The organism is Inquilinus sp. NPDC058860, assembly GCF_042743185.1.
GTDB lineage: Bacteria > Pseudomonadota > Alphaproteobacteria > DSM-16000 > Inquilinaceae > Inquilinus.
Window position 1 is genome coordinate 16,565 of the sequence record NZ_JBHYMS010000036.1, and the last position, 21,560, is coordinate 38,124.

At 71.3% G+C, this 21,560-nt stretch carries 21 protein-coding genes and 2 pseudogenes; 16 read left to right on the forward strand and 7 right to left on the reverse strand.

The window, feature by feature from the left end; genetic code table 11:
* The first annotated feature begins 7 nt into the window (after positions 1–7).
* The 7 genes and pseudogenes from ACFW16_RS22560 to ACFW16_RS22590 all read left to right on the forward strand — a co-directional run.
* Complete coding sequence (locus ACFW16_RS22560) at positions 8–1,687, forward strand: branched-chain amino acid ABC transporter permease (protein ID WP_380309197.1); 1,680 nt, start codon at positions 8–10, stop codon at positions 1,685–1,687.
* The gene (locus ACFW16_RS22565; RefSeq protein WP_380309199.1) at positions 1,677–2,510 is read left to right on the forward strand and encodes an ABC transporter ATP-binding protein; all 834 of its coding nucleotides are present in this window, start codon (positions 1,677–1,679) and stop codon (positions 2,508–2,510) included. The genes ACFW16_RS22560 and ACFW16_RS22565 overlap by 11 nt, the downstream gene beginning before the upstream one ends.
* The gene (locus tag ACFW16_RS22570; RefSeq protein WP_380309201.1) at positions 2,507–3,226 is read left to right on the forward strand and encodes an ABC transporter ATP-binding protein; all 720 of its coding nucleotides are present in this window, start codon (positions 2,507–2,509) and stop codon (positions 3,224–3,226) included. Before ACFW16_RS22565 ends, ACFW16_RS22570 begins: the two co-directional genes overlap by 4 nt.
* Positions 3,223–3,732: a flavin reductase family protein gene (locus ACFW16_RS22575; protein WP_380309203.1), complete on the forward strand. Its 510-nt coding sequence runs from the start codon at positions 3,223–3,225 to the stop codon at positions 3,730–3,732. Before ACFW16_RS22570 ends, ACFW16_RS22575 begins: the two co-directional genes overlap by 4 nt.
* Before the next feature lie 22 nt (positions 3,733–3,754).
* Positions 3,755–4,510, forward strand: coding sequence for an SDR family NAD(P)-dependent oxidoreductase (locus ACFW16_RS22580; protein WP_380309205.1), 756 nt, complete (start codon positions 3,755–3,757; stop codon positions 4,508–4,510).
* Between the two features lie 19 nt (positions 4,511–4,529).
* A complete protein-coding gene (locus ACFW16_RS22585; protein WP_380309207.1) occupies positions 4,530–4,895 on the forward strand; it encodes a VOC family protein in 366 nt (121 codons plus the stop codon).
* 6 nt (positions 4,896–4,901) lie between these two features.
* Positions 4,902–5,606: pseudogene (locus ACFW16_RS22590) on the forward strand (pyrroline-5-carboxylate reductase family protein); the annotation flags it as partial.
* 40 nt (positions 5,607–5,646) lie between these two features.
* Here ACFW16_RS22590 and ACFW16_RS22595 read toward each other — a convergent pair.
* From ACFW16_RS22595 to pxpB, 4 genes and pseudogenes are all read right to left on the reverse strand, one after another.
* Positions 5,647–5,742 (reverse strand): annotated as a pseudogene (locus ACFW16_RS22595) (IS5/IS1182 family transposase); the annotation flags it as partial.
* A 51-nt stretch (positions 5,743–5,793) separates the two neighbouring features.
* Positions 5,794–6,585: a LamB/YcsF family protein gene (locus tag ACFW16_RS22600; RefSeq protein ID WP_380309209.1), complete on the reverse strand. Its 792-nt coding sequence runs from the start codon at positions 6,583–6,585 to the stop codon at positions 5,794–5,796.
* Positions 6,582–7,631, reverse strand: coding sequence for a biotin-dependent carboxyltransferase family protein (locus ACFW16_RS22605; RefSeq protein WP_380309211.1), 1,050 nt, complete (start codon positions 7,629–7,631; stop codon positions 6,582–6,584). Before ACFW16_RS22605 ends, ACFW16_RS22600 begins: the two co-directional genes overlap by 4 nt.
* Positions 7,631–8,461 (reverse strand): 5-oxoprolinase subunit PxpB, encoded by an 831-nt coding sequence (pxpB, locus tag ACFW16_RS22610; protein WP_380309213.1) that lies wholly within the window; start codon positions 8,459–8,461, stop codon positions 7,631–7,633. The genes ACFW16_RS22605 and pxpB overlap by 1 nt, the downstream gene beginning before the upstream one ends.
* A 202-nt stretch (positions 8,462–8,663) precedes the next feature.
* On the opposite strand from pxpB, the gene ACFW16_RS22615 reads away from it, so the two are divergent.
* From ACFW16_RS22615 to ACFW16_RS22625, 3 genes are read left to right on the forward strand one after another with little or no spacing between them, the layout of a single operon-like run.
* Positions 8,664–9,596 carry a VWA domain-containing protein gene (locus ACFW16_RS22615; RefSeq protein ID WP_380309215.1) on the forward strand — a complete coding sequence of 311 codons (933 nt, stop codon included), beginning with the start codon at positions 8,664–8,666 and terminating at the stop codon, positions 9,594–9,596.
* Positions 9,593–10,258 (forward strand): tetratricopeptide repeat protein, encoded by a 666-nt coding sequence (locus ACFW16_RS22620; protein WP_380309217.1) that lies wholly within the window; start codon positions 9,593–9,595, stop codon positions 10,256–10,258. The genes ACFW16_RS22615 and ACFW16_RS22620 overlap by 4 nt, the downstream gene beginning before the upstream one ends.
* A complete protein-coding gene (locus ACFW16_RS22625) occupies positions 10,255–11,565 on the forward strand; it encodes a hypothetical protein (protein ID WP_380309219.1) in 1,311 nt (436 codons plus the stop codon). Before ACFW16_RS22620 ends, ACFW16_RS22625 begins: the two co-directional genes overlap by 4 nt.
* 156 nt (positions 11,566–11,721) lie before the next feature.
* On the opposite strand, the gene ACFW16_RS22630 is transcribed toward ACFW16_RS22625, so the two are convergent.
* Positions 11,722–12,429 (reverse strand): GntR family transcriptional regulator, encoded by a 708-nt coding sequence (locus ACFW16_RS22630; RefSeq protein ID WP_380309221.1) that lies wholly within the window; start codon positions 12,427–12,429, stop codon positions 11,722–11,724.
* A gap of 96 nt (positions 12,430–12,525) precedes the next feature.
* Here ACFW16_RS22630 and ACFW16_RS22635 point away from each other — a divergent pair, with 96 nt between their 5' ends.
* From ACFW16_RS22635 to ACFW16_RS22655, 5 genes are read left to right on the forward strand one after another with little or no spacing between them, the layout of a single operon-like run.
* Positions 12,526–13,665: a mandelate racemase/muconate lactonizing enzyme family protein gene (locus ACFW16_RS22635; RefSeq protein ID WP_380309223.1), complete on the forward strand. Its 1,140-nt coding sequence runs from the start codon at positions 12,526–12,528 to the stop codon at positions 13,663–13,665.
* Positions 13,666–13,701: 36 nt separating this feature from the next.
* Positions 13,702–14,946: an ABC transporter substrate-binding protein gene (locus ACFW16_RS22640; RefSeq protein WP_380309225.1), complete on the forward strand. Its 1,245-nt coding sequence runs from the start codon at positions 13,702–13,704 to the stop codon at positions 14,944–14,946.
* 32 nt (positions 14,947–14,978) lie between these two features.
* Complete coding sequence (locus ACFW16_RS22645; protein WP_380309227.1) at positions 14,979–16,085, forward strand: enolase C-terminal domain-like protein; 1,107 nt, start codon at positions 14,979–14,981, stop codon at positions 16,083–16,085.
* Positions 16,082–17,020: a carbohydrate ABC transporter permease gene (locus ACFW16_RS22650; protein WP_380309229.1), complete on the forward strand. Its 939-nt coding sequence runs from the start codon at positions 16,082–16,084 to the stop codon at positions 17,018–17,020. The genes ACFW16_RS22645 and ACFW16_RS22650 overlap by 4 nt, the downstream gene beginning before the upstream one ends.
* Positions 17,020–17,865: a carbohydrate ABC transporter permease gene (locus ACFW16_RS22655; protein WP_380309231.1), complete on the forward strand. Its 846-nt coding sequence runs from the start codon at positions 17,020–17,022 to the stop codon at positions 17,863–17,865. Before ACFW16_RS22650 ends, ACFW16_RS22655 begins: the two co-directional genes overlap by 1 nt.
* Here the strand turns inward: ACFW16_RS22655 and ACFW16_RS22660 are convergent, their stop codons facing one another.
* Together ACFW16_RS22660 and ACFW16_RS22665 are read right to left on the reverse strand one after the other, a co-directional pair.
* Complete coding sequence (locus ACFW16_RS22660) at positions 17,866–19,356, reverse strand: NAD-dependent succinate-semialdehyde dehydrogenase (protein WP_380309233.1); 1,491 nt, start codon at positions 19,354–19,356, stop codon at positions 17,866–17,868.
* A gap of 12 nt (positions 19,357–19,368) precedes the next feature.
* Positions 19,369–20,610, reverse strand: a complete 1,242-nt coding sequence (locus ACFW16_RS22665; protein ID WP_380309235.1) for an iron-containing alcohol dehydrogenase — start codon at positions 20,608–20,610, stop codon at positions 19,369–19,371.
* Between the two features lie 71 nt (positions 20,611–20,681).
* Between ACFW16_RS22665 and ACFW16_RS22670 the strand changes: the two genes are divergently transcribed.
* Entirely contained in the window at positions 20,682–21,449 is a 768-nt protein-coding gene (locus ACFW16_RS22670; RefSeq protein WP_380309237.1) for a GntR family transcriptional regulator, read from the forward strand.
* The last annotated feature ends 111 nt before the right edge of the window (positions 21,450–21,560 follow it).

Below are 21,560 nucleotides of genomic sequence, written 5' to 3' on the forward strand. Positions count from 1 at the left end.
GGGAGCCATGGCCTTCGACGTCGTCACCAGCTCCTTCCGCGTCGGCCGGCGCCGCCGCGGTGCCGCGCCCGAGGCGCTGCGCGCGGGGGTCTTCGCCGGACTCGCCGCCATCGCCTTCGCCCTGGTCGGCGCCTATGTCCTGATGGACGAACGCTTCGTCGTCGAGGACGCGCTGACCCTGGCACAGGCCGTCCTGCTCGCGATCGGCCTCGCCGCCGGGGCGCTCGGCGCCCGGGCCGCGGGCCGGGCCGGGGCAGGGGCCGCCGCGTCCCTCGGGCTCGGCCTCGCGGCCGGCCTCCTGGCCGGGGCGATGGTCGCCGGCCTGGTGCTGCTGGTCGCATCGGTCGACGTGCGCAGCATCCTGGTCGCCGCCAGCCCGGCGCTGACCAAGGCGCTCAGCCTCGGCCTGCCGCGCGCCTCGGCGGCGGCGCTGGCGCTCCTCGCCGGCCTCGGCGCCGCGGCCGGCCTGCTCGGCGGCGGACTGGCCCTGCTGCCACCGGCCGCGCGCAAGGCGCTGCTGGCCGGCCTCGGCGCGGTGCTGGCCGCCGGACTGTTCCGCGACGTCTTCGCCGGCACCCTCGACACCCTGTCCGGGCTCGGGCTGCCGACGCCCGACATCTTCGGCTCCGCCGGGATCATGCCCGGGCCGGCCGCGGCGCTGTTCGCGGCCGCCGCCGGCATCGCCGTTCTGCGCGCGGCCCTGGCCGGGCGGCGCCGGGACCAGCCGGCCGGGCCATGGCCGCGGCGGCTCGGCATCGGCCTGCTGCTGGCGGGCATCCTGGTCCTGCCGCTGGTGACCGGCGACTTCGTGGCCCAGGTGGCGATGCTGGTCGGGCTCTACGTGCTGATGGCGATGGGCCTCAACGTCGAGCTCGGCCTGGCCGGGCTGGTCGATCTCGGCTTCGTCGCCTTCTTCGCGGTCGGCGCCTATACGGTCGCGCTGCTCTGCTCCACCGGCCCCTATGCCATCGCGCATCTGTCGTTCTGGGCGGCGCTGCCGGTGGCGGTCGGCATCGCGGCGCTGGCCGGGCTGGTCTTCGGCCTGCCGGTGCTGCGGGTGCGCGGCGACTACCTGGCGATGGCGACGCTGGCGCTGGGCGAGATCATCCGCATCCTGGTCGTCTCCGACGCCCTGCGGCCGCTCCTCGGCGGGTCCCAGGGCATCATCGAGATCGCCCGGCCGTCGCTGTTCGGCTTTCCCCTGAACACCCCGGCCGAGCTCTACTACCTGGCGCTGTCGCTCGGCGGGGTGGTCGGGTTCGTCTCCTGGCGGCTGCAGCATTCCCGCACCGGCCGGGCCTGGCTGGCGATCCGCGAGGACGAGGACGTGGCCCAGGCGCTCGGCATCGACCCGGTCGCGGTCAAGCTCCTGGCCTACACCGTCGGGGCCGCCTTCGCCGGCGCGGCGGGGGCGGTGTTCGCCGTGCTGGTCGGTTCGGTCTACCCGCATTCCTTCCAGCTGCTGATCTCGATCAACGTGCTGGCGATCCTGGTGATCGGCGGCCTCGGCAGCCTGCCGGGCGTGGTCGTCGGCGCCCTGATGCTGGTCGGCCTGCCCGAGCTGCTGCGGGAGTTCGGCGAGTTCCGCTACCTGTTCTACGGCCTGGCCCTGGTGGCGATGATGCATCTCCGGGCCGAAGGCCTGTGGCCGGCCCGCTCAGCCAGGGAGGCCGCCGATGCGCGGTGACGGATCGATCCCGATGCTCGAGGTGCGGGGCCTGGCCAAGCGCTTCGGCGGCATCGTCGCCGTGCGCGATGTCGACCTGACCGTGCCGCGCGGCCGCGTCCATGCCGTGATCGGGCCGAACGGTGCCGGCAAGACGACGGTGTTCAACTGCATCGCCGCCTTCCTGCCGCCCTCGTCCGGCGTGATCCGGGTCGACGGCGTCCGCGTCGACGGGCTGCCGGCCCACCGGGTCGCCGCCCATGGCGTGGCGCGGACCTATCAGAATGTCCGCCTGTTCCCGAACATGACGGCGCTGGAGACCGTGCTGGTCGGCCGCCACCGCCGGCTGCGCGCCGCCTTCTGGGAGGCGGTGGTGGGCACGTCGCGCTTCCGCCGCGAGGAGGCGGAGGCCCGCGATCGGGCCCGGGCGCTGCTCGACTTCGCCGGCATCGGCCACCGCGCCGGCACGCTGGCCCGGCACCTGCCCTATGGCGACCAGCGCCGGCTGGAGATCGCCCGGGCCTTGGCGACCGAGCCGTGCCTGCTGCTGCTGGACGAGCCGGCGGCGGGTATGAACCCGGCCGAAGGCCAGGCGTTGGCGCAGCTGATCGACCGCATCCGGCACCAGTTCGGCATCACCGTGCTGCTGATCGAGCATCACATGCGGGTGGTGATGGCGGTGGCCGAGCGGATCACCGTGTTCGAGCAGGGCCGGGTGCTGACCGAGGGCACGCCGGCGGAGGTCCAGGCCGATGAGCGCGTGATCGCCGCCTATCTCGGCCGCCCGCGAGCCCCGGCCGGGCCGCGGCCTGCACCCCGACTGCAGGAGGCGAGCGTCGCATGAGCATCGCGCTCGACGTCCGCGGCCTCACGGTCGCCTATGGCAGCATTGCCGCGGTGCGCGGCGCCAGCTTCCGGGTCGAGACCGGGGAGATCGCGACCATCATCGGCGCCAACGGCGCCGGCAAGACCACCATCCTCAACGCGCTGTGCGGGCTGCGCGACGTCCGCGCCGGCTCGATCCGGCTCGGCGATCGGGACATCACCGCGCTGCCGCCGCATGCGCGGGTGCCGCTGGGGCTGGCCCAGGTGCCGGAGGGGCGCCGCCTGTTCGGCCGGATGACGGTGGCCGAGAACCTGGAGATCGGCGGCTACGCCCGGACCGACCGGGCCGCGATCGCGGCTGATCTCGACCGGGTGCTGGCGCTGTTCCCGCGGCTGCGCGAGCGCATCCGCCAGCTCGCCGGCACGCTGTCGGGCGGCGAGCAGCAGATGGTCGCGATGGGCCGGGCGCTGATGACGCGCCCCCGCCTGCTGCTGCTGGACGAGCCGACCATGGGGCTGGCGCCGCAGGTGGCGGAGCTGGTGCTCGACGCCGTCCGCGCCGTCAACGCCGACGGCGTCACCGTGCTGCTGGTCGAGCAGAACGCCTATCGCGCCCTGGAGATCGCGGACCGCGCCTTCGTCGTCGAATCCGGCGAGATCTCGCTCGAAGGCAGCGGGGTCGAGCTGATCGACCATCCGCGGGTGCGGACCGCCTATCTGGGGTATGACGCATGAATGCCCTCTCACCCCACGCGGCCTTCGTCGGCCAGGATGATTTCCGCGCCGCGATGCGCGAGCTGGCCGGCGGCGTCGCCATCGTCACCACCGGCACGGGCGACGACCGGCGGGGGCTGACCGCGACCGCGGTCTGCTCGCTGTCGGCCGAGCCGCCGACGCTGCTGGCCTGCGTCAACCGTTCGGCCGAGAGCCACGCCGCGATCCTGCGGCACGGCGCCTTCTGCGTGAACCTGACCGCCGGCGAGCACCAGGCGCTGGCCGAACGCTTCGCCGGCCGGGCGGGGGTGCGCGGGGCCGAGCGGTTCGCGGCGGGGCAATGGATCACGCTGGCCACCGGCGCGCCGGTGCTCGCCGACGCGCCGGCCGCCTTCGACTGCACTGTGCTGGACGCGCTGGAGCGCGGCAGCCACACCATCTTCATCGGCGGGGTGAAGGCCGTGCATGTCACGCCGCGGCGGCCGGCGCTGGTCTACCGCTCCGGCCTGTTCGCCGCCCTGCCCTGATCCCGAACCGAAAGGAACTGCCATGCCGACGCTCGACGGTCGCGTCGCCGTGATCACCGGGGCCGGGTCCGGCATCGGCCGGGCGATGGCGACGGCCTTCGTCGCCGCCGGTGCCCGGGTGCTGGCGGTGGACCTGTCGGCCGAAAGGCTGGCCGAGACCAGAGCGCATGCCGGCGATCCCGAGGCCCTCGAACCCCATGTCGCCGACGCCGCCGACGAGGCCGCGATCGCCGGCATGCTGGCGGCGGCCGATGCCCGGTTCGGCCCGATCGACATCCTGTGCAACAACGCCGGCATCCTCGACCGCATGGCGCCGCTCGACGAGACCGACAACGCGCTGTGGCACCGCGTGGTCGGGGTCAACCTGACCGGCCCGTTCCTGGCCTGCCGCGCGGTGCTGCCGGGCATGCTGGCGCGCGGCCGCGGCGTCATCGTCAACACCTGCTCGATCGCCGGCCTGCTCGGCGGCCGGGCCGGCATCGCCTACACCGCGACCAAGCACGGTCTGCTCGGCCTGACCCGCAGCATCGCCGCGACCTATGGCGACCGCGGCATCCGCTGCAACGCCGTCTCGCCGGGGTCGGTGAGGACGGACCTCGCCGCCGGCGTCGAACCGTCCGCGGCAGGCTGGGCCTTGCGCCAGAAGGGGCTGGCGACGCGGCCGCCCCAGGCCGCGGCCGAGGAGATCGCGCCGGTCGCCGTGTTCCTGGCCTCGGACGAGGCGCGCTACGTCAACGGCGCCAACATCGTCGCCGATGCCGGCTGGACGGCCTACTGAGCGACCGAAGGGGAGGAGCATGACAATCAAGCGGCTGCAAACCGCCTATCACGTCGTCGCCGACATGCCTGGCGCGCGACGCTTCTACGAGGAGGTGCTCGGCCTCCGGCTCAAATTCGCCGATGGCGAGCGCTGGGCGCAGTACGATGCCGGCGGTGCGAATTTCGCGATCGGATCTCCGGCCGAGGGGCCGCCGGGAGCAGCGGGGGCGGTGATCGTGTTCGAGGTCGACTCGGTCGATGACTTCCGGGCCAGGGCTGCGGCCGCCGGCATCGAGATCCAGGGTGAGCGCGACATGGGCGGCCATGGCCGTGTCCTCACCCTGGCCGATCCCGAAGGCCATCCGATCCAGCTCTTCGAACGCGCACCGCAGGTGGGAGGATAGCCACAGATGGCGACTGAGGAGGCCGGCGAGGCCGTGGGGATCATCGGCGTCGGCGGGCTTGCGGGCTTCGTCGTCGAGGGGCTGCGGGCGGGCGGCGACAACCGGCCCGTCATGCTGTCGCCGCGGAACGCTGTGCAGGCCGAGCGGCTGGCACGGCGCTTCGGCTGCACGGTCGCGGCGGACAACCAGGAGGTGGTTGACAGCACCGGGATCGTGATCGTGGCGACGCGGCCGCCGGACACGCTGGCCGCGATCGAGGCCCTGCGTTGGAGCGACCGGCATCTGCTGGTCAACGTGGCGGCCGGGGTCCCCCTGGCGATGATCGGCAGCCGCGGCGGCGCGGCCAGGCTGGTCCGGGCGATGCCGATCGCCTCCAGTGCGATCGGTGCCGGCGTGACCGCGATCCATCCTCCCGATCCCAGGGCCGAGCGGCTGTTCGCCGCGCTGGGGCGCGTCATCCCGCTCCTCGAGGAAGAACAGTTCACCGCGGCCACAGCGGTGTCCTGCTCCCATCTCTGGCTATACGGGCTGATGGACGCGATGGTCCAGGCGGGTAGGGCGGGTGGACTGCCGACTCGGGCGGCGGTGGATTTGGTGGCGGGCTATGCCGGGGCAGCCGCCGCGATGGTGCTGGCCGGAGATCGGACGGCGCCGGTCAGGGCTCCACTCGATGCTCATCGGAAGGCGGGGAGTCTGACGGGACGAGGGTTGGAGGTTCTGGAGGCAGCCCGGGCATTCGAGGCTTGGCAGGCGGCGATATCAGCCGCCATTCCTCATCCGCCGTGTCGCTTGGATACCGCAGCCCCTTGCGCCGATACTGCGGCCGGGTGATCTCAGTCCAGACCATCTTGTGCTTCGTCGTCGCTCGCAACCACGACCGAATCACAACCGACTGATATCACTCAACTCCTTTCGGGTCAGGCGCTAGCCCGGCCATCGGCTTGACGACATAGCCGGCCCCGGTAAGGCGGCGCTTCACCGCCCGCGCCATCGCGACAGCACCAGCGGTGTCTCCGTGCACACAGACCGTATCGGCACGAGCGGGGATACGCTTGCCGTTGATCGAGACGATCTCGCCGCTTTCGACGATCCGCAGGACGCGCTCGGCGGCGGCTTCGGCATCATGCAGCACCGAGCCCGGCAGCTTGCGCGAGGCGAGATTGCCGTTGTCCGCATAGGCGCGGTCGGCATAGATCTCGCGGGCGAGCCGCAGCCCGGCCTCCTCGCCGGCCCGTTCGGTCGGCAGGCCGGGCATCACCACGAAGATGAAGTCGGGGTCCACGGCCTTGATGGCCCGGGCCACGGCGCGGGCGAGACCGATGTCCTCATTCGCCATGTTGCCGAGCGAGCCATGCGTCTTCACGTGGCCGAGGCGGCTGCCCTGGGCATGGGCGAGGGCCTGCAGCGCGCCGATCTGATAGATCAACTGCTTCTCGATCTCGTCGGGGCTCTGGCCGAGGATGGGCCGGCGGCCGAAGCCCCACAGGTCCATGAAGCTCGGATGCGCCCCCGCGCCGACGCCGCGGGCCTTGGCCTGTGCGAGCGTACGGTCCATCACCAGCGGATCGCCGGCGTGGAAACCGCAGGCGATGTTGGCCGAGGTCACGATCTCCAGCATCGCCGCATCGTCGCCCATCTCCCAGGCGCCGAAAGCCTCCCCCATGTCGCAGTTGAGGTCGATGGTCTTCATGGTCGCTCCACTCCCTGAGGCCCCGGCTCGATCGCCGAGCAGACGCCGCTGACGAGGTTGTGTGCGAGCAGGTGCTCGCTCGAGAGCCCGGCGCCGCCTTCGGACGCCTCGCACATGTGGCCGGTCATCGCCGCGATCAGCTCCTCATGCGCCCGCGCCGCCGCCGCGGCGTCTTCCACGGAGACGTGGGCGAAGCGCAGCAGGTCGCCGGACCGTTTCTGGCCGAGCCGCCAGAGATCCGGGCCGATGACCGTGGCGATCTTCGGATAGCCGCCCGTGGTCTGCCGGTCCGCCAGCAGGATCAGCGGACGGCCGTTGCCCGGCACCTGGATGCTGCCGTTCATGACGCCGTCCGACACGATGTTGAACCCGCTTGCATGCTCGATCGCGGGGCCGTCGAGCTGCGCGCCCATGCGATCGGCCTTGTCGGTCACGCGATACTCCGAGGACAGGAAGGTCGCGATGCCGGCCGGTGTGAAACAGTCGTCCTGCGGGCCCATCACGACGCGCAGGGGGCCGGCGTCCTTCGGCCGGTGCTCGGGCGCCAGCGACAGCAGCGGCGCCGGGGGCGCGCCGCGCAGCGGCAGGCGGTCGCCGCCGCGCAGCGCCCGGCCGTCCAGCCCTCCGATCGCCGAGCGCGAATGGGTGGAGAGGCTGCCCAGCGTGGCCGGAACCGCGAAGCCGCCGGCGAGGGCGAGATAGGCCCGCAGACCGCTGCGGGCGGTGCCGATCTCGATCCTGTCTCCTGGTCGAAGCCCATGGGCTCGCCAAGTCGCGGCAGGCCGGCCGTTGATGCCGAGCGGCATGTCCGCACCGGCGAGCGCGAGGCGGCAGGGGCCGCCTTCGATCGTGGCGGCGAGTCCCGTCATGGTGAGCTCGATCACCGCCGTGCCGCGCGGGTTGCCGACCAGGAGATTGGCGGTCTGCATGGCGAGGGTGTCCATGGCCCCGGAGGCCGAGATGCCGAAGCGCTGGTAGCCGAAGCGGCCGTTGTCCTGCAGGCTGGAGAACAGGCCGGGCCGGTCGATGACGAGCTGTGCGCCCATCACGCAGCGTCCCATTGCGCAACGATCTCCCCAGCCTCTGCCGCCTTGCACAGGTCTCGGTATTCGGCGGGTGAGACGGGCGCGAACCGGATCGCGTCTCCGGCGGTGAACAGGAAGGGACGGTCGGTCCGCCGTGGATCATAGGACCGCACCGGTGTCTGGCCGAGCAGGTGCCAGCCGCTCGGGATCTCCATCGGTGGCGAGACGGCCGTCTGGCGGCCGCCGATCGAGACGCTGCGCGGCGGCGTCTTCAGGCGGGGATCCGTCCTGCGGCTGGTATGCAGCGCCTCCGGCAACCCGCCGAGATAGGCGAAGCCGGGGGCGAAGCCGATCATGTAGACGCGGTACTCCGCTCCCGAATGGAGCGCGACCACGTCCTCCGCGGCCATTCCATGAGTGCGGGCGACGTGGTCGAGATCGACGCCATGTTCGCCGCCGTACAGCACCGGCACGCGCCAGAAGCCGCGGCGTCCGCTCGCCGTCTCGGGCGGAGGCCAGAGGGAGAGCACCGCCGCGCACAGCTCCTGCCGGGCGATGAGGAGCGGATCGAACAGGATGAGCAGCGACCGATAGGTCGGCACCACCTCGCGCACGCCGGGCAGCGCCAGGGACTCCACGGCGTGGGCGAAGGCGATCACCTGCCGGTTCATCCGCTCGTCGATGTCGTCGCCGACCTCGACGACGAGGCCGCCATCGCCGGCATCCAGCAGGCGCGGCGAGGCGGGCTGCTCAATTCGCATGCACAATCTTCCATCGATCACGTCGTCCCGGCCCCATTGCCAGATGCGTGCCAGCCGGCGGGCCACACCGGCACAGCGCTCCGCCACCATGCCGTCCGTCGTCCATCATCCCTTTGCGGGCCTCGCTTTCGCCTGCCTCACCGCGACCGATGTCCGAGGGCCGGACCATCGCCCCAGCGGTGCCGCACCGCTGGGGCGACCCTGCCGTGACGCTGCTGGACCGTGCCGTTTCGCTCTGGGCAGCGCATCGCCGCGACCGGCGTGCAGCCCTCGGCGCGGTGGAGAGAGCGGCATGATCGACGTCCTCGCCCCGTTCCATCTCCTGCGGCCCTGGGCGCTGCTGGCCCTGCTGCCCGCCTTTGCCCTATGGTGGCTGGAGCGGCGGCGCGCCGACCCCGCGCTGCGCTGGCGCCGGGCGATCGACCCGGAGCTGCTGCGCCACCTGCTGGTGCGGCCGGAAGGCGCGTCGCGGCTGATCCCGGCCGATCTCCTGCTCGCCGCCTGGGTCATCGCGACGATCGCGCTGGCGGGCCCGAGCTGGCGGCAGGAGCCGTCGCCCTTCGCCGATGCCCAGCCGCCCGCCGTCATCGTGCTGCGCGTCACCCCCTCCATGGCCACCGCCGACGTGCCGCCGACGCGGCTGGAGCGGGCGCAGCAGAAGATCGCGGATCTGGTCGGGCTGCGCGAAGGCGCCGCGACCGGCCTCGTCGCCTATAGCGGCTCGGCCCATCTGGTGCTGCCGCCGACCGCCGACGGCAGCGTCGTCGCGGCCATGGCCGGGGCGCTGGCGCCGGAGGTGATGCCGCGCGAGGGCGACGCCCTGGCTGACGCGGTCGCCCTGGCCGGGCAGGTGCTGGCCGAAGGCGGGCGGGGCGGGTCGATCCTGGTGCTGGCCGACACCGTCGCCCCGGACCAGCTCTCGGCGCTACAAGACCGGGCCCCGCCCGGCGTCCCTGTGCTGCTCCTGCCGGTGGTGCCGCCGGCCCAGGGCGGCGCCGACCGGGCCTTGTCCGATGCCGCCGCCGCCCTGGATGCGGCCACGATCGGCCTGACCGTCGACACCGCCGATGTCCAGGCCATCGCCCGCCGCATGGCCCGGGCCGCCCCGGTCGGGACGGTCGCGGGCGAGGGACGGCGCTGGGAAGAGGCCGGCTTCTGGCTGGTGCCGGTGCTGGCGCTGTTCGTGCTGGGCTGGTTCCGGCGCGGCTGGGGGCTGCGCGCATGAGGGCGGCGCTCCACAAGACGGCCGCGGTGGCGGGACGGCATCCGCTGGCGCTGATCGGCTTCGCCCTGGCGGTTGCCCTGGCCGTGACCGGCAGCCGCGCGGGCTGGCTCGCGCTCTGGCTGACGCCCGACCAGCAGGGGCGCTGGCTGATGGAGCGGCAGCGCTATGCCGAGGCGACCGAAGCGTTCCAGGATCCGATGTGGCGCGGCGCGGCGCTGATGCGGGCCGGGCAGTTCAAGGAGGCCGCGGTCGGGTTCGGCGGGCTGGACACGGCCGAAGCCGCCTACGACCAGGGCAACGTGCTCGTCATGCTCGGGAAGTACGAGGATGCGGTCGGGCGCTATGACCGCGCCCTGGCGCTTCGCCCGGGCTGGGACGACGCGGTCGCGAACCGGAGGCTGGCGCAGCTCCGGGCCGAGCGGCTGAAGACCGAGGGCGGCGACGAGACGGGCGGGCAGGTCGCTGCCGACCAGATCGTGATCGAGCCGGGCAAGAAGGGCGGGGAAGCGGCGGACCAGGAACAGGGCGGCGGTGCGCCGATGAGCGACGCCGACATCCGCGCCCTGTGGCTCAGGCGCGTGCAGACGCGGCCCGGCGATTTCCTGCGGGCGAAATTCGCCTACCAGCTGCAGATCTCCGGGGCGCCGGGAGGGACGCCGTGAGGCGGCTCGCCTTCCTGCTGCTGCTCCTGGCCCTGGCCGGTCGCGCCGCCGCGCAGGACAGCGATGTGCTGGTTCGGGTGACTGCGGATCCGGCGGAGGGTGCGGTGATCGGCCAGCGGATCCGCCTCTTCGTCGACGTGCTGTTCCCCCACGACATGCCGCATCCGCCGAAGGTGACGGCGCCGGAGTTCCCGGGCGCCCAGCTGTTCCGCTTCGAGAGCCAGGCGACGACGATGAACGACCGGCTCGAAGGGCGCAGCTATGTCGGCCAGCGCTTCGAGTTCGCGCTCTATCCGCGCCGCGGCGGCAGCCTGACGCTTCCGGCCTTCGTCGCCACGCTTCTGGACCGGGCCGGCAATCCGGTGGGCAGCGCCCGCTCGGACCCGGCCTCGGTCGCCGTTGCGGTGCCGCCCGGCATCGATCCGTCGCAGCCCGTCGTCGCGTCCACGGATGTCTCGGCCGAGGAGCAATGGACGCCGGATCCGGCCAAGCCCTTCGTGGTCGGCGACGCGCTGAAGCGCAGCATGACGCGCACCGCCCTGGACGTGCCCGGCCTGGCGCTGGCCGCCCTCGATCCCTCGGCACCCGACGGCGTGCGCGCCTATGCCGACCCGCCGGAGATCGCCGACAGCATCGATCGCGGCGAGGTCACCGGCCGCCGCACCGATCGGGTGACGTATGTCTTCGAACGGCCGGGCACGTATCGTCTGCCGGACACCGCGCAGATCTGGTGGGACCTGGACGACGGCACCGCGCGGATTGCGCAGGAACCGGGCGTGGAGGTGGTGGTGCAGGCGGCAGAAGCCGCCGCGGCGGGGATGCCGGACGCTGGCGATAGCCGTCGACCATGGCTGCCGATCGCCGGCGCCGTCCTGGTGCTGCTGGCGGCGGGCGCCCTCGGCTATCGCTATTGGACCGCCGCCATGTCCTGGTGGCGCCGCCGGCGCGAGGCCCGAGAGGACGGCGAGCCCGCGGTGTTTCGCAGGCTGCGGCGGGCCTGCCGGACGGGCGATGCGGCTGCGACCTGCCGGCTGCTGCACGCGTGGCTCTCCTGCCTGCCGGCCCGGCCCGGCCCAGAGCCGCAGGTGCAGGGCCGCGGCCGGGCGGATCTGGCGTCGCTCTATGCCCGGCTGCAGCAGGCGCTGTTCGCCTCGCGTGGCGAGACCTGGACGATGGAGGAGGGGCGTGCTCTGGCCCGCATTCTCATCGCCTGTCGCCGCGGGCTTCGCAGCAGGGAGCGGATACGATCGTCGACATTGCCCGATCTGAACCCAGGGCCGATGCTGCTCGATCCCAGCCGTCGATAGGCTTTCCGAAGGGGGGATCTTCAAAGCCGCCGCTTGGTCCGGCTTAGGCGCCGGGGTTTTTGCTTTGAGACGCCGGGGCTCGGCATCTCTCGTCCGATCCGGTCTCCAGGCCACCGAGATCGGGACGCACGGATGCTCGACCTGCCGATCTGTGATCTAAATTCCCATCGCCCGCTGGATCGATTGTGTCAGATGGGCTTTGAGCGCCGCCTCGGCAGCGTCCGGATCCCTCGCCAGGCAGGCCCCGAAGATCTCCAGATGCTCCGCCATCGTCCGCCGCACCTTCGCTGCGGAATAGGCGTAGTGATGATCCAGACGGATCAGCCGGATGTAGTCCTGCGTCTGCAGGAACGCCCTGCGCAGGAGGGGGTTGTCGAGCGCATCGATCGCGCCGAGATGGAGGCTGGCGTCGACTTCCTCGATCCGGCGCGCCAGGTCGCGGTCGACATCGGCACCATCGACCCAGCCGATAGCCTCGCGATGCTGCGCGATCATCGCCTCGATCCGGTCGCGCGGCGCGGTCTCGGCGAAGTGCCGGATGGCGGGCGTCTCGAGGAACAGGCGCAGCTGGTAGGAGTTGCGGACCAGCGCCAGGTCCGGCTTGGCGATCTCGATGCCCGCGCGGGCCCGGATCGTCACCAGCCCTTCCGCCTGCAGCACCTGCAGCGCCTCCCGCAGCGGCCCCAGGGGCGAGCCGACGATCTCGACCAGCTCCGCCTGCGACATGAAGGCGCCGGGCTGCAGCCTGCGGTCGAACAACGCTTCCTTGAACCGCTCATAGGCGATGCGGCTGAGATTCGGCGCGGCTTCGGCGCGCAGCGTCGGCGGGTGTTCGTCGGATGACCGTCTCGGGGTGCTGCTCATTTGCCTGATGATTCAATTGCCACGTTTAGAAATATCTGTTAACTGAGTTGATATATCAATAACTGACACACAAGACGGCGCATGGAGGAGCCCGGGATGCGGCTGACCGATTTCACCCTGACCCGCTTCCAGTTCGCCCGCGACCGGGTGATCGGCGACAGCCAGGTCCGCATCGCCCAGGCGCATATCGGCGTGGTCGAGCTGCACACCGATGACGGGCGCACCGGCACGGGCTTCTTCCACAGCCTCTTTCATCCGCTGCCGGCGCTGGCCGAGATCGAGCGGATCTTCGCCGAAGAGGCGTGGCCCGGCCTGGCGGGGCAGGCGCCGGCGGGGCTGATCCACCGCGTCACCCGGCCCCGCGGCGGCAACAACCGCCGGACGTCGCTCGGCTTCGAAGAAGCTGTGGCCCAGGCGCTGTGGGATCTCGCAGCCCAGGAGGCCGGCCTGCCGCTCTACCGCTATCTCGGCGGCAGCGATCCCAAGGTGCGGGTCTATGCCAGCGGCCTCGACTTCCACCTGACCGACGACGAGTACGCGTCGCTGTTCCGGCAAGCGCGGGACCAGGGCTATCGCGGCTTCAAGATCAAGGTCGGCCATCCCGACATCGAATGGGATCTCCGGCGCCTGGCGCTGGTGGCCGAGATCGCCAAAGGCCACGGGCCGATCATGATCGATGCCAACGAGGCCTGGTCGCCGAAGGAGGCGATCCGGCGGCTCGACCGGTTCCGGCGCGCGGGTTTCGACATTCTCTGGGTCGAAGATCCCTGTTTGCGCGACGATTTCGACGGCCTGCGGGAGATCCGCCTGGCCGCGCCGCATGTGCTGGTCAATTCCGGCGAGTATCTCGACCTGCGCGGCAAGCGGCGGCTGCTGGAGGGCCGCGGCGCCGACCTCCTCAACGTCCACGGCCATATCGGCGACGTGATGAAGGCTGGCTGGCTGGCGGCGGAGCACGGCGTCCCGGTGACGCTCGGCAACACCTCGCTGGAGATCGGGGTCCACCTGGCCGCCGCGCTGCCGGAGGCCGATTGGCTGGAATACTCGTTCCAGAACACCAACCACCTGGTCGAGCAGCCGATCGCCATGCGCGACGGCTATGCCTACGCGCCGGACCGGCCGGGCCATGGCCTGGTGCTGTCCGCCGAGGCGCGGGCCGGGGCGGCACCGAAGGTGCTGCGGCCGGAGGAACTGCCGCCGGCCCCGGCGTCGACGCCGATCCGGCTCTCGACCTGAGCAGATCCAAGAACGCAAAACAGGGGAGGACATGTCATGCTCGTCGATCGGCGCACATTGCTGCGGACCGCCGCGGCCGTCCCGGTCCTGGCGCTCGCGCCGCGCCTCGCCCAGGCGGCGGCGGAAGGCCGCATCAACTACTGGCACCACCTGACCAGCGAGAGCGAGTTCAAGGGGCTGGAGGCGGTGATGGCGCTGTTCCGGCAACGCTATCCCGGCATCTCGCTGACCCAGGAGAACATCCCGAACCCGGAATACATGTCGAAGATCACCGCGGCGGTGGTCTCGGGATCGAAGCCCGACACGGCGATGGTGATCGCCGAGCGGGTCAACGACATGGTCGGGATGGGCGGGCTGATCGACATCACCGACCGGATCAAGGGCTGGGACAAGGCGGCGGCGTTCCCGGAGGACCGATGGAGCGGGGCGAGCGTCGGCGGCAAGGTCTACGGCGTCCCGGCCTTCACCTTCGTCGACTGGATGTACTACCGGAAGGACTGGTTCGACGAGGCCGGCATCAGCGGGCCGCCGAAGACCATGGCCGAATTCCAGGACGCCGCGATCAAGCTGACCGACCCGGCGAAGGGCCGCTACGGCTTCGGCCTGCGCGGCGGGGCCGGCGGGTACCAGTACGTGGTCGACATGATCGAGAGCTTCGGCTCGCCGATCGTCGTCGACGGCAAGCCGGCGATGGACAAGCCCAAGGCCGTCGAGGCGGTCACCTTCCTGTCGGAGCTGTTCACGCGGCACAAGGTCTGCCCGCCCAGCGCCCCCAATGACAGCTACCGGCAGATCATGGAGGCGTTCAAGACGGGCCAGACCGCCATGGTCTGGCACCACACCGGATCGCTGGCGGAGATCTCCGGCGCGATGAAGCCGGACCAGTTCATGACCGCGGTGCGCCCGGCCGGCCCCGCCGCCCACATCGCGCGGCTGACCTATCTGTTCAACGGCCTGATGTCGGACGCCAATGCCGACGCCGCCTGGGCCTGGCTCGCCTTCTGGGCGGAGCCCGACGCAGCGATCGCGTTCCTGGAGCAGACGGGGTACTTCCCGGCCTCGCCGGAGACGGCGTCGGACAGCCGCATCACCGGCAACGCGCTGTACGGCGCCGCGGTGGAGACGACCAAATTCGGCCGCCTGCCGCCCAAATTTATCGGGTCCGCGGGATGGAGCGACAATGTCGTGCTGCCCGAATTCCAGAAGGTGCTGGTCGGCCGGAGCACGCCGGAAGGCTGCGTCGACGCCCTGATGGCCGGCCTCGAGGCGGCCCTGCAATAACGGCCGGGCAGGCCGTCCGAGGGAGGCATGGAATGCGCATCGAGGACATCCGCTGCTGGGTGGTCGAGACCGAGCACCCGGCCCATCCCTATCGCTGGCGCAACGGGCTGGCCGGATCCGGCGACGGCACGCGAGCGGACCGGAAGCCGCTGAAGGCCGTGATCCGGATGGACACCGATGCCGGCATCACCGGCGCGATCGAGGTGACGAACGCCTGGGGCGCGATGAGCCTCGTCGATCGGCGGCTGAAGCGCCTGGTCGGCGAGAACCCGCTCCTGACCGAGCGGCTGTGGACGCTGATCTGGGAGATCGACCGGATCGATGAGATCCCGATGCCGCATCTCGGCATCGTCGACCTGCTCGCCTGGGACATCAAGGCCAAGGCCGCCGGCATGCCGCTGCACCAGCTGCTTGGCGGCCACGACCGCCGGGTGCCGGCCTATGCCTCCACGGTCACCTGGGATTCGATGGACGACTACGAGCGGCACATCAAGGAGTGCATCGACGCCGGCTTCACCGCCTTCAAGCTGCATGCCTGGGGCGACGCGAAGGAGGACGCGGCCTTGTCCCGCAACCTCCGGCGCTGGGCCGGGCCCGGTGCGGTTCTGATGTTCGACGGCTCGGCCGGCTGGGACTACGTCACCGCCCTGAAATTCGGCCGGGTGCTCGAGGCGGAAGGCTTCCTCTGGTACGAGGAGCCGATGCGGGAGTTCGAGCTGGGCTCGTACCGCAAGCTCTGCGACGCGCTCGACATCCCGGTCCTGGCGGCGGAGACCTCGGACGGCTGCCATTGGAACATGGCCAGCTGGATCCAGGCCGGCGCTCTCGATATGGCGCGGACCAGCACCTTCTACAAAGGCGGCCTGACCGGCGCGGTCAAGATCGCGCATCTGGCGGAGGCCCATGGCATGCGGGCCCAGGTGCACGGCATGGGCCTCGCCAACGCCCAGCTCTGCGCCGCCATCCGCAACAACGACTATTACGAGCAGCTGGTCATCTCGAGCGAGCAGATCGCGGGCCTCGGCAGCCTCGGGCCCCTGTCGGTCGAGGGCGGCGTGCTCACGGTGTCCGATCGACCGGGCATCGGCTTCGACTTCGACTGGGAGCGGATCGAGGCCACGGCCGTGGCACGGGCATGACGGCGCTGGACCTGCCCTCGGCGCCCGCGCCCGCCCGCCGGCTCGGCCCCCTCGGCCGCCTGTCGGAAAGCCGGCGCTGGGCCTACTACCTGCTGCTTCCCAGCCTGGTGCTGATCCTGGCGGTCGTGCTGTACCCGACGCTGTGGGGCATGGTGCTCAGCGTCCGCGAGATGAGGCTGAACCGGGTCGACCTCGGGACCGGCTTCGTCGGCCTCAAGCACTATGTCGCGCTGGTCCATGATCCGGTGTTCTGGCTGTCGCTGCAGAACACCGTCGTCTGGGTCGCGGGGGCCGCGAGCGGCGAGCTGCTGCTCGGGCTGCTGACGGCGCTGGTGCTCAACACCAGCCTGCCGGGCTTCCGCGTGTTCGGAGTCATGGTGCTGCTGCCCTGGTTCCTGCCGAATGTCGTCGCCGGCCATATGTGGGCGCTGATGCTGGATCCGCGCCTCGGCGTGCTCAACGACATCCTGGTGCGCGTGGGTGTGCTCGGCAGCTACAAGGCGTGGTTCGCGGATCCGGACATGGCGATGTTCGCCGCCATGGTGGTCGAGGTCTGGCACGGCTTTCCCTTCTTCGCGCTGCTGCTGCTGGCCGCCCTGAAGGGCATCCCCGGCGACCTCTACGAGGCGGCGGCGACCGACGGTGCCGGGCTGTGGCGCCAGTTCGTGCATATCACCCTGCCGCAGCTGCGGGTCGTGATCGTGGCGACCGTGGTGCTGCGCGTCATCAGCCTGGTGAACTCGCCCGACATCCTGCTGATCCTGACCGGCGGCGGGCCGGGCCGCTCGACCCAGGTGCTGTCGCTCTATGCCTTCCTGAAGGCGAACAAGGAGTTCAACTTCGGCTACGCCAGCGCGCTGTCGGTGGTCATGTTCCTGCTGCTGATGGTGTTCAGCTACGCCTATGTGAAGCTCTCCAACGCGATGAGGGACTGATGCTTCGCAGCCGTTCCGCCCGGCGCCGGATCCATGTCCTGCTCTGCTACGCCGCCGCCCTGTCGATCGTGGCCTTCGCGATGTTTCCGGTGCTCTGGGCGCTCCTGACCTCTCTCAAGCCGGAATCCGACATCGTCACCGCCACGATCCAGTACATCCCAGCGAGGGTGACGTTCGAGAACTACGTCGCGATCTGGACGCGGTCCAACTTCCCCACCCTGATCGTCAACAGCGCCGTGGTGACGCTGACGACCGTGGCGATCTGCGTCGTGATCGGGACACTCGCCTCCTATGCCGTCGCCCGCTATCGCTTCCGCGGCCGGCGCGAGCTGATGCTGTTCTACCTGGTGGTGCGGATGTTTCCGGCGGTCATGATCATCGTGCCGCTGTTCATCCTGATGCGCAGCGTCGGCCTGCTCGACAGCCGCCTCGGCCTGGCCCTGGCCTATACGACGTTCCTGCTGCCGGTCTTCATCTGGATGATGAAGGGATTCTTCGATGCGGTGCCGTCGGAGCTGGAGGACGCCGCCCGGATCGACGGCGCCTCCCGCATCGGCGCGATGCTCCGCATCGTCCTGCCGCTGGTGGCCGGCGGCCTCGTCGCCACCGCGGTCTTCGTGGCGATCGGGGCCTGGAACGAGTTCCTGTTCGCGCTGATGCTGACCACCAGCACCGGGTCGCGAACCTGGCCGGTCGGGCTGCAGCTCATGGTCGGGGAATTCCAGCTGCCCTGGGGCGCGCTCTCGGCCGGGGGCATCATCAGCATCGTGCCGGTCGTCGTGCTGTTCGCGATCGTGCAGCGGGCGATGGTGCGAGGCCTGACGGCCGGGGCGGTGAAGGGCTGATCAAAGCCGCGTCGCGATGTACTTGGCCTCGAGGAATTCCAGCACGCCCTGCGCGCCGCCCTCCCGGCCGAGCCCGCTCTGCTTGGTGCCGCCGAACGGCGCCGCCGGATCGGAGACCAGGCCGCGGTTGAGCCCGACCATGCCGGTCTCGATGCGCCGGCAGACCCTCAAGCCCCGCGCCAGATCGCGGGTGAAGACATAGGCGGCCAGGCCGTATTCGGTCGCATTGGCGAGGGCGACGGCCTCGTCCTCGGTCTCGAAGCGGCTGAGTGCGGCGACCGGCCCGAAGATCTCCTCCCGCGCCATGGCGGCGTCGGCCGGGACGCCGTCCAGCACGGTCGGCGGATAGAAATAGCCGGGCCCGTCCGGCCGCCGGCCGCCGCAGAGCAGCCGGGCGCCACGCGACAGGGCGTCGTCCACCAGCCGCTCGATCTTGTCGACGGCGGCCGGGTTGATCATCGGGCCGCATTCGGTGGCGGGGTCGGTGCCGGGGCCGAGCTTCAGCGCCGCCATGCGCGCCGCGAGCTCCGCCGCGAACCGGTCGTACAGGCCGGATTGCACATAGAGGCGGTTGGCGGCGGTGCAGGCTTCGCCGCCGTTGCGCATCTTGGCCAGCATGGCGCCTTCGATCGCCAGCTCCAGGTCGGCGTCGTCGAAGACGATGAGCGGCGCGTTGCCGCCGAGCTCCATCGAGCAGCTCACCACATGTCTCGCCGCCTCGGCGAGCAGCACCCGGCCGACCTGGGTCGAGCCGGTGAAGGACAGCTTCCGCACCCGGGGATCCGCCAGCATCGAAGCCGTCACCGGGCCGGGCGCGGAGGTGGTCAGCACATTGACGACGCCCGGCGGCACGCCGGCCTCGGCGCAGAGGGCGGCGAGCGCATAGGCGGTCAGCGGCGTCTCGCTCGCCGGCTTCAGCACCACGGTGCAGCCGGCGGCGAGCGCCGGCGCGATCTTGCGGGTGGCCATCGCCGCCGGGAAGTTCCAGGGCGTGACCAGCACGCAGATGCCGATCGGCTCGTAGTCGACGACGATATGGTTCGCGCCGGTGGGGGAGAGCATGAAATCGCCGCAGATGCGCACCGCCTCTTCCGCGTTCCAGCGGAAGAAGTCGGCGGCATAGGCGACCTCGCCGCGCGCGTCGCGCAGGGCCTTGCCGTTCTCCAGCGCGATCAGCCGCGCCAGGTCCTCGGCGCGCTCCGTCATCAGCTCGAAGCAGCGGCGCAGGATCTCCGACCGCCGGCGCGGCGGGGTCGCGCGCCAGGCCGCGGCCGCCTGCGCCGCCGCCTCGACCGCCGCCGCCGCATCCTCGATCGATGCGTCCGGCACCTCGGCCAGGAGCCGTTCGGTTGACGGATCGATGACGGGAATCGGCTTGCGCCCCGCCGGCCACAGCCGTTCTCCGCCGATCCAGAGGCCGCGGGCGCAACTCGCCGGATCGAGGGTCGATGCGGAACGGGGCGCAGCCGAAAGCGGCGTCGCAACGGTCATGGACGGAATCCCTTATTCGAGGACGGGGGCGGAGGCCGCGGCGTCCAGGTCGCCGCGATAGGCGGCGTCGACCAGGCAACGCATGTCGGCGAGCCCGATCGGGCGCGGATTGTTCTTGATCAGGCGCTCGATGCCGACCGCCTGCTCGGCGGTCCAGTCCAGCCTGTCGGCGGGCAGGCCGAGTCCGGCGAGCGTCGGCGTGATGCCGATGGCGTGCAGCAGCCGCGTCACTTCGTCGATGGCGGCGTCGGCCAGCGCCGCGCGGCTGGTACGCCCGCCATCGACCCCGAGCGCGACGGCGATCTCCGCCATCTCGGCCAGCGCCGCGGCGCGGTTGAAGCGCATCACATAGGGCAGGGCGGTGGCGACGCCGAGGCCGTGGGGCGTGTGGGTCAGGGCGCCGACGGGATACTGGATGGCATGCGCCGCCGCCGTGCCCGCCGTGCCGAAGGCGCAGCCCGCGGCCAGCGCCGCCATCATCACCTCCGCCCTCGCATCCTCGTCCGCCCCGTCGCGCCAGGCGCGTTCGAGGCTGCGCCCGAGGAGGCGGATGGCGAGCAGCGCGAAATGGTCGGTCAGCGCGCTCTTGCCGATGAAGACGTGCTGCTGCGCCAGCTCCGCCGAGGGCGGGCGTCGGCCGGCGGTGAACGCCTCGATGGCATGGGTGAGCGCGTCGGCGCCGGCGACCGCGGTCAGGGCGGGCGGGCAGGAGAGGGTGAGGTCGGGGTCGCAGATGGCCGCGGCGGGGATGAGATGCGGGCTCGAGATGCCGACCTTCAGCATGCGATCCGGGTCGGAGATCACCGCGACCGGCGTCGCTTCCGAGCCGGTCCCCGCGGTGGTCGGAACGGCGACGACCGGCAGCACCGGTCCTGGCACCTCGAACTCGCCGTAATAGTCCGGCAGCCGGCCGCCATGGGTCAGCAGCAGGGCGGCGCATTTCGCCATGTCGAGGCAGCTGCCGCCGCCGACGCCGATGACGAGGTCGGGCGCGAAGCCGCGCGCCTCCTCGGCGCAGCCGGCGGCGCTGTCGCGCGGCACGTCCGGCAGCACGCGGCCATGGACGTGGACGGCAAGGCCGGCCGCGCGCAGGCCGTCCAGCATCCGCTCGAAATCGGACGATGCGGCGAGGCGCTCGTCCGTGCACACCAGCGCCCGCCGCCCGAGGCGGCCGGCGACCGCGGGCAGGGCGGCGCGCTGGCCTTTGCCGAACAGGATCTCCTTGGGCAGCCGGATCGCCGAGAAGGACGTCACGATCGACTCCATCGATTGCCGCTGAAATCTGCTCCCGCAATATCCTATATCGAATCGTATAGGATATCGTATTGAACGCGGCGGAGGATCGTGCTAGCTGTCCTGCATTGTCAAGGGACAAAGCAGTGCGCAGTCAGAAACCACTCATCGCATCTCGTCCGGCGGCCGATCCCGGCGAGGGCGGTCCGGCGATCCATCGCGCGGCCAGCCTCGCGGAAGAGGTCTACGAGGCGATCTTCGCCCAGCTGATGGCGCTGAAGATCCCGCCCGGTGGCCGCATCACGGTCGACGCCCTGGTGCGCGAGTTCAACGTGTCGCAGACCCCGATCCGCGAAGCGCTGGGCCGCCTGGAGGGCGAGGGCCTGGTGGTCAAGACGCATCTCGTCGGCTACAGCGCGGCGCCTCAGATCTCCCGCCGACGCTTTACCGAGCTTTACGAGCTGCGCCTGCTGCTCGAGCCCGACGCGGCGCACAGGGCCGCGGCGGCGATGACGGATGCGGCGCTGCAGGTGCTGACCGAAGCGGCGGGGGTGATGTCGCGCCCGGATGGACCCGACGCACGGGCCCGCTACTCCCAGTTCGCGCGCGAAGACGCGGTGTTCCACGACAAGATCCTCGCGGTCGCCGGCAACGAGCTCATCCGCGAGACGCTGGCGCACCAGCACACGCATTTTCATATTTTCCGCCTGATGTTCCACTCGCGGGTCACCGAGGAGGCGCTCGACGAGCACGCGGCGATCCTGGCCGCCTTCTCCCGACGGGACCCGAACGAGGCCGGGCGGGCGATGCGCACGCATATCGAGCGGTCGCGCGATCGCCTGCTGCCGGCATTCGACTGATGTCGGCCGTGGTCGAGCCTGCCGAAAGGGAGAGGCATGGGGCCGCTCGGGAATTGCGCGGCTCGACGCAGATCCCCGCAGCCGGATGGGGGTCATCGGCGGAGCGGCGAT

Excerpts from the sequence above, each read along its gene's own strand:
- ACFW16_RS22660 (WP_380309233.1), bottom strand. The coding sequence starts at position 19,356 with ATGACCGTTGCGACGCCGCTTTCGGCTGCGCCCCGTTCCGCATCGACC.
- ACFW16_RS22620 (WP_380309217.1), top strand. The coding sequence starts at position 9,593 with ATGAGGGCGGCGCTCCACAAGACGGCCGCGGTGGCGGGACGGCATCCG.
- ACFW16_RS22605 (WP_380309211.1), bottom strand. The coding sequence starts at position 7,631 with ATGGGCGCACAGCTCGTCATCGACCGGCCCGGCCTGTTCTCCAGCCTG.
- ACFW16_RS22575 (WP_380309203.1), top strand. The coding sequence starts at position 3,223 with ATGAATGCCCTCTCACCCCACGCGGCCTTCGTCGGCCAGGATGATTTC.
- ACFW16_RS22635 (WP_380309223.1), top strand. The coding sequence starts at position 12,526 with ATGCGGCTGACCGATTTCACCCTGACCCGCTTCCAGTTCGCCCGCGAC.
- ACFW16_RS22655 (WP_380309231.1), top strand. The coding sequence starts at position 17,020 with ATGCTTCGCAGCCGTTCCGCCCGGCGCCGGATCCATGTCCTGCTCTGC.
- ACFW16_RS22600 (WP_380309209.1), bottom strand. The coding sequence starts at position 6,585 with ATGAAGACCATCGACCTCAACTGCGACATGGGGGAGGCTTTCGGCGCC.
- pxpB (WP_380309213.1), bottom strand. The coding sequence starts at position 8,461 with ATGGTGGCGGAGCGCTGTGCCGGTGTGGCCCGCCGGCTGGCACGCATC.
- ACFW16_RS22580 (WP_380309205.1), top strand. The coding sequence starts at position 3,755 with ATGCCGACGCTCGACGGTCGCGTCGCCGTGATCACCGGGGCCGGGTCC.
- ACFW16_RS22630 (WP_380309221.1), bottom strand. The coding sequence starts at position 12,429 with ATGAGCAGCACCCCGAGACGGTCATCCGACGAACACCCGCCGACGCTG.
- ACFW16_RS22640 (WP_380309225.1), top strand. The coding sequence starts at position 13,702 with ATGCTCGTCGATCGGCGCACATTGCTGCGGACCGCCGCGGCCGTCCCG.
- ACFW16_RS22645 (WP_380309227.1), top strand. The coding sequence starts at position 14,979 with ATGCGCATCGAGGACATCCGCTGCTGGGTGGTCGAGACCGAGCACCCG.
- ACFW16_RS22560 (WP_380309197.1), top strand. The coding sequence starts at position 8 with ATGGCCTTCGACGTCGTCACCAGCTCCTTCCGCGTCGGCCGGCGCCGC.
- ACFW16_RS22565 (WP_380309199.1), top strand. The coding sequence starts at position 1,677 with ATGCGCGGTGACGGATCGATCCCGATGCTCGAGGTGCGGGGCCTGGCC.
- ACFW16_RS22650 (WP_380309229.1), top strand. The coding sequence starts at position 16,082 with ATGACGGCGCTGGACCTGCCCTCGGCGCCCGCGCCCGCCCGCCGGCTC.
- ACFW16_RS22615 (WP_380309215.1), top strand. The coding sequence starts at position 8,664 with ATGATCGACGTCCTCGCCCCGTTCCATCTCCTGCGGCCCTGGGCGCTG.
- ACFW16_RS22585 (WP_380309207.1), top strand. The coding sequence starts at position 4,530 with ATGACAATCAAGCGGCTGCAAACCGCCTATCACGTCGTCGCCGACATG.
- ACFW16_RS22570 (WP_380309201.1), top strand. The coding sequence starts at position 2,507 with ATGAGCATCGCGCTCGACGTCCGCGGCCTCACGGTCGCCTATGGCAGC.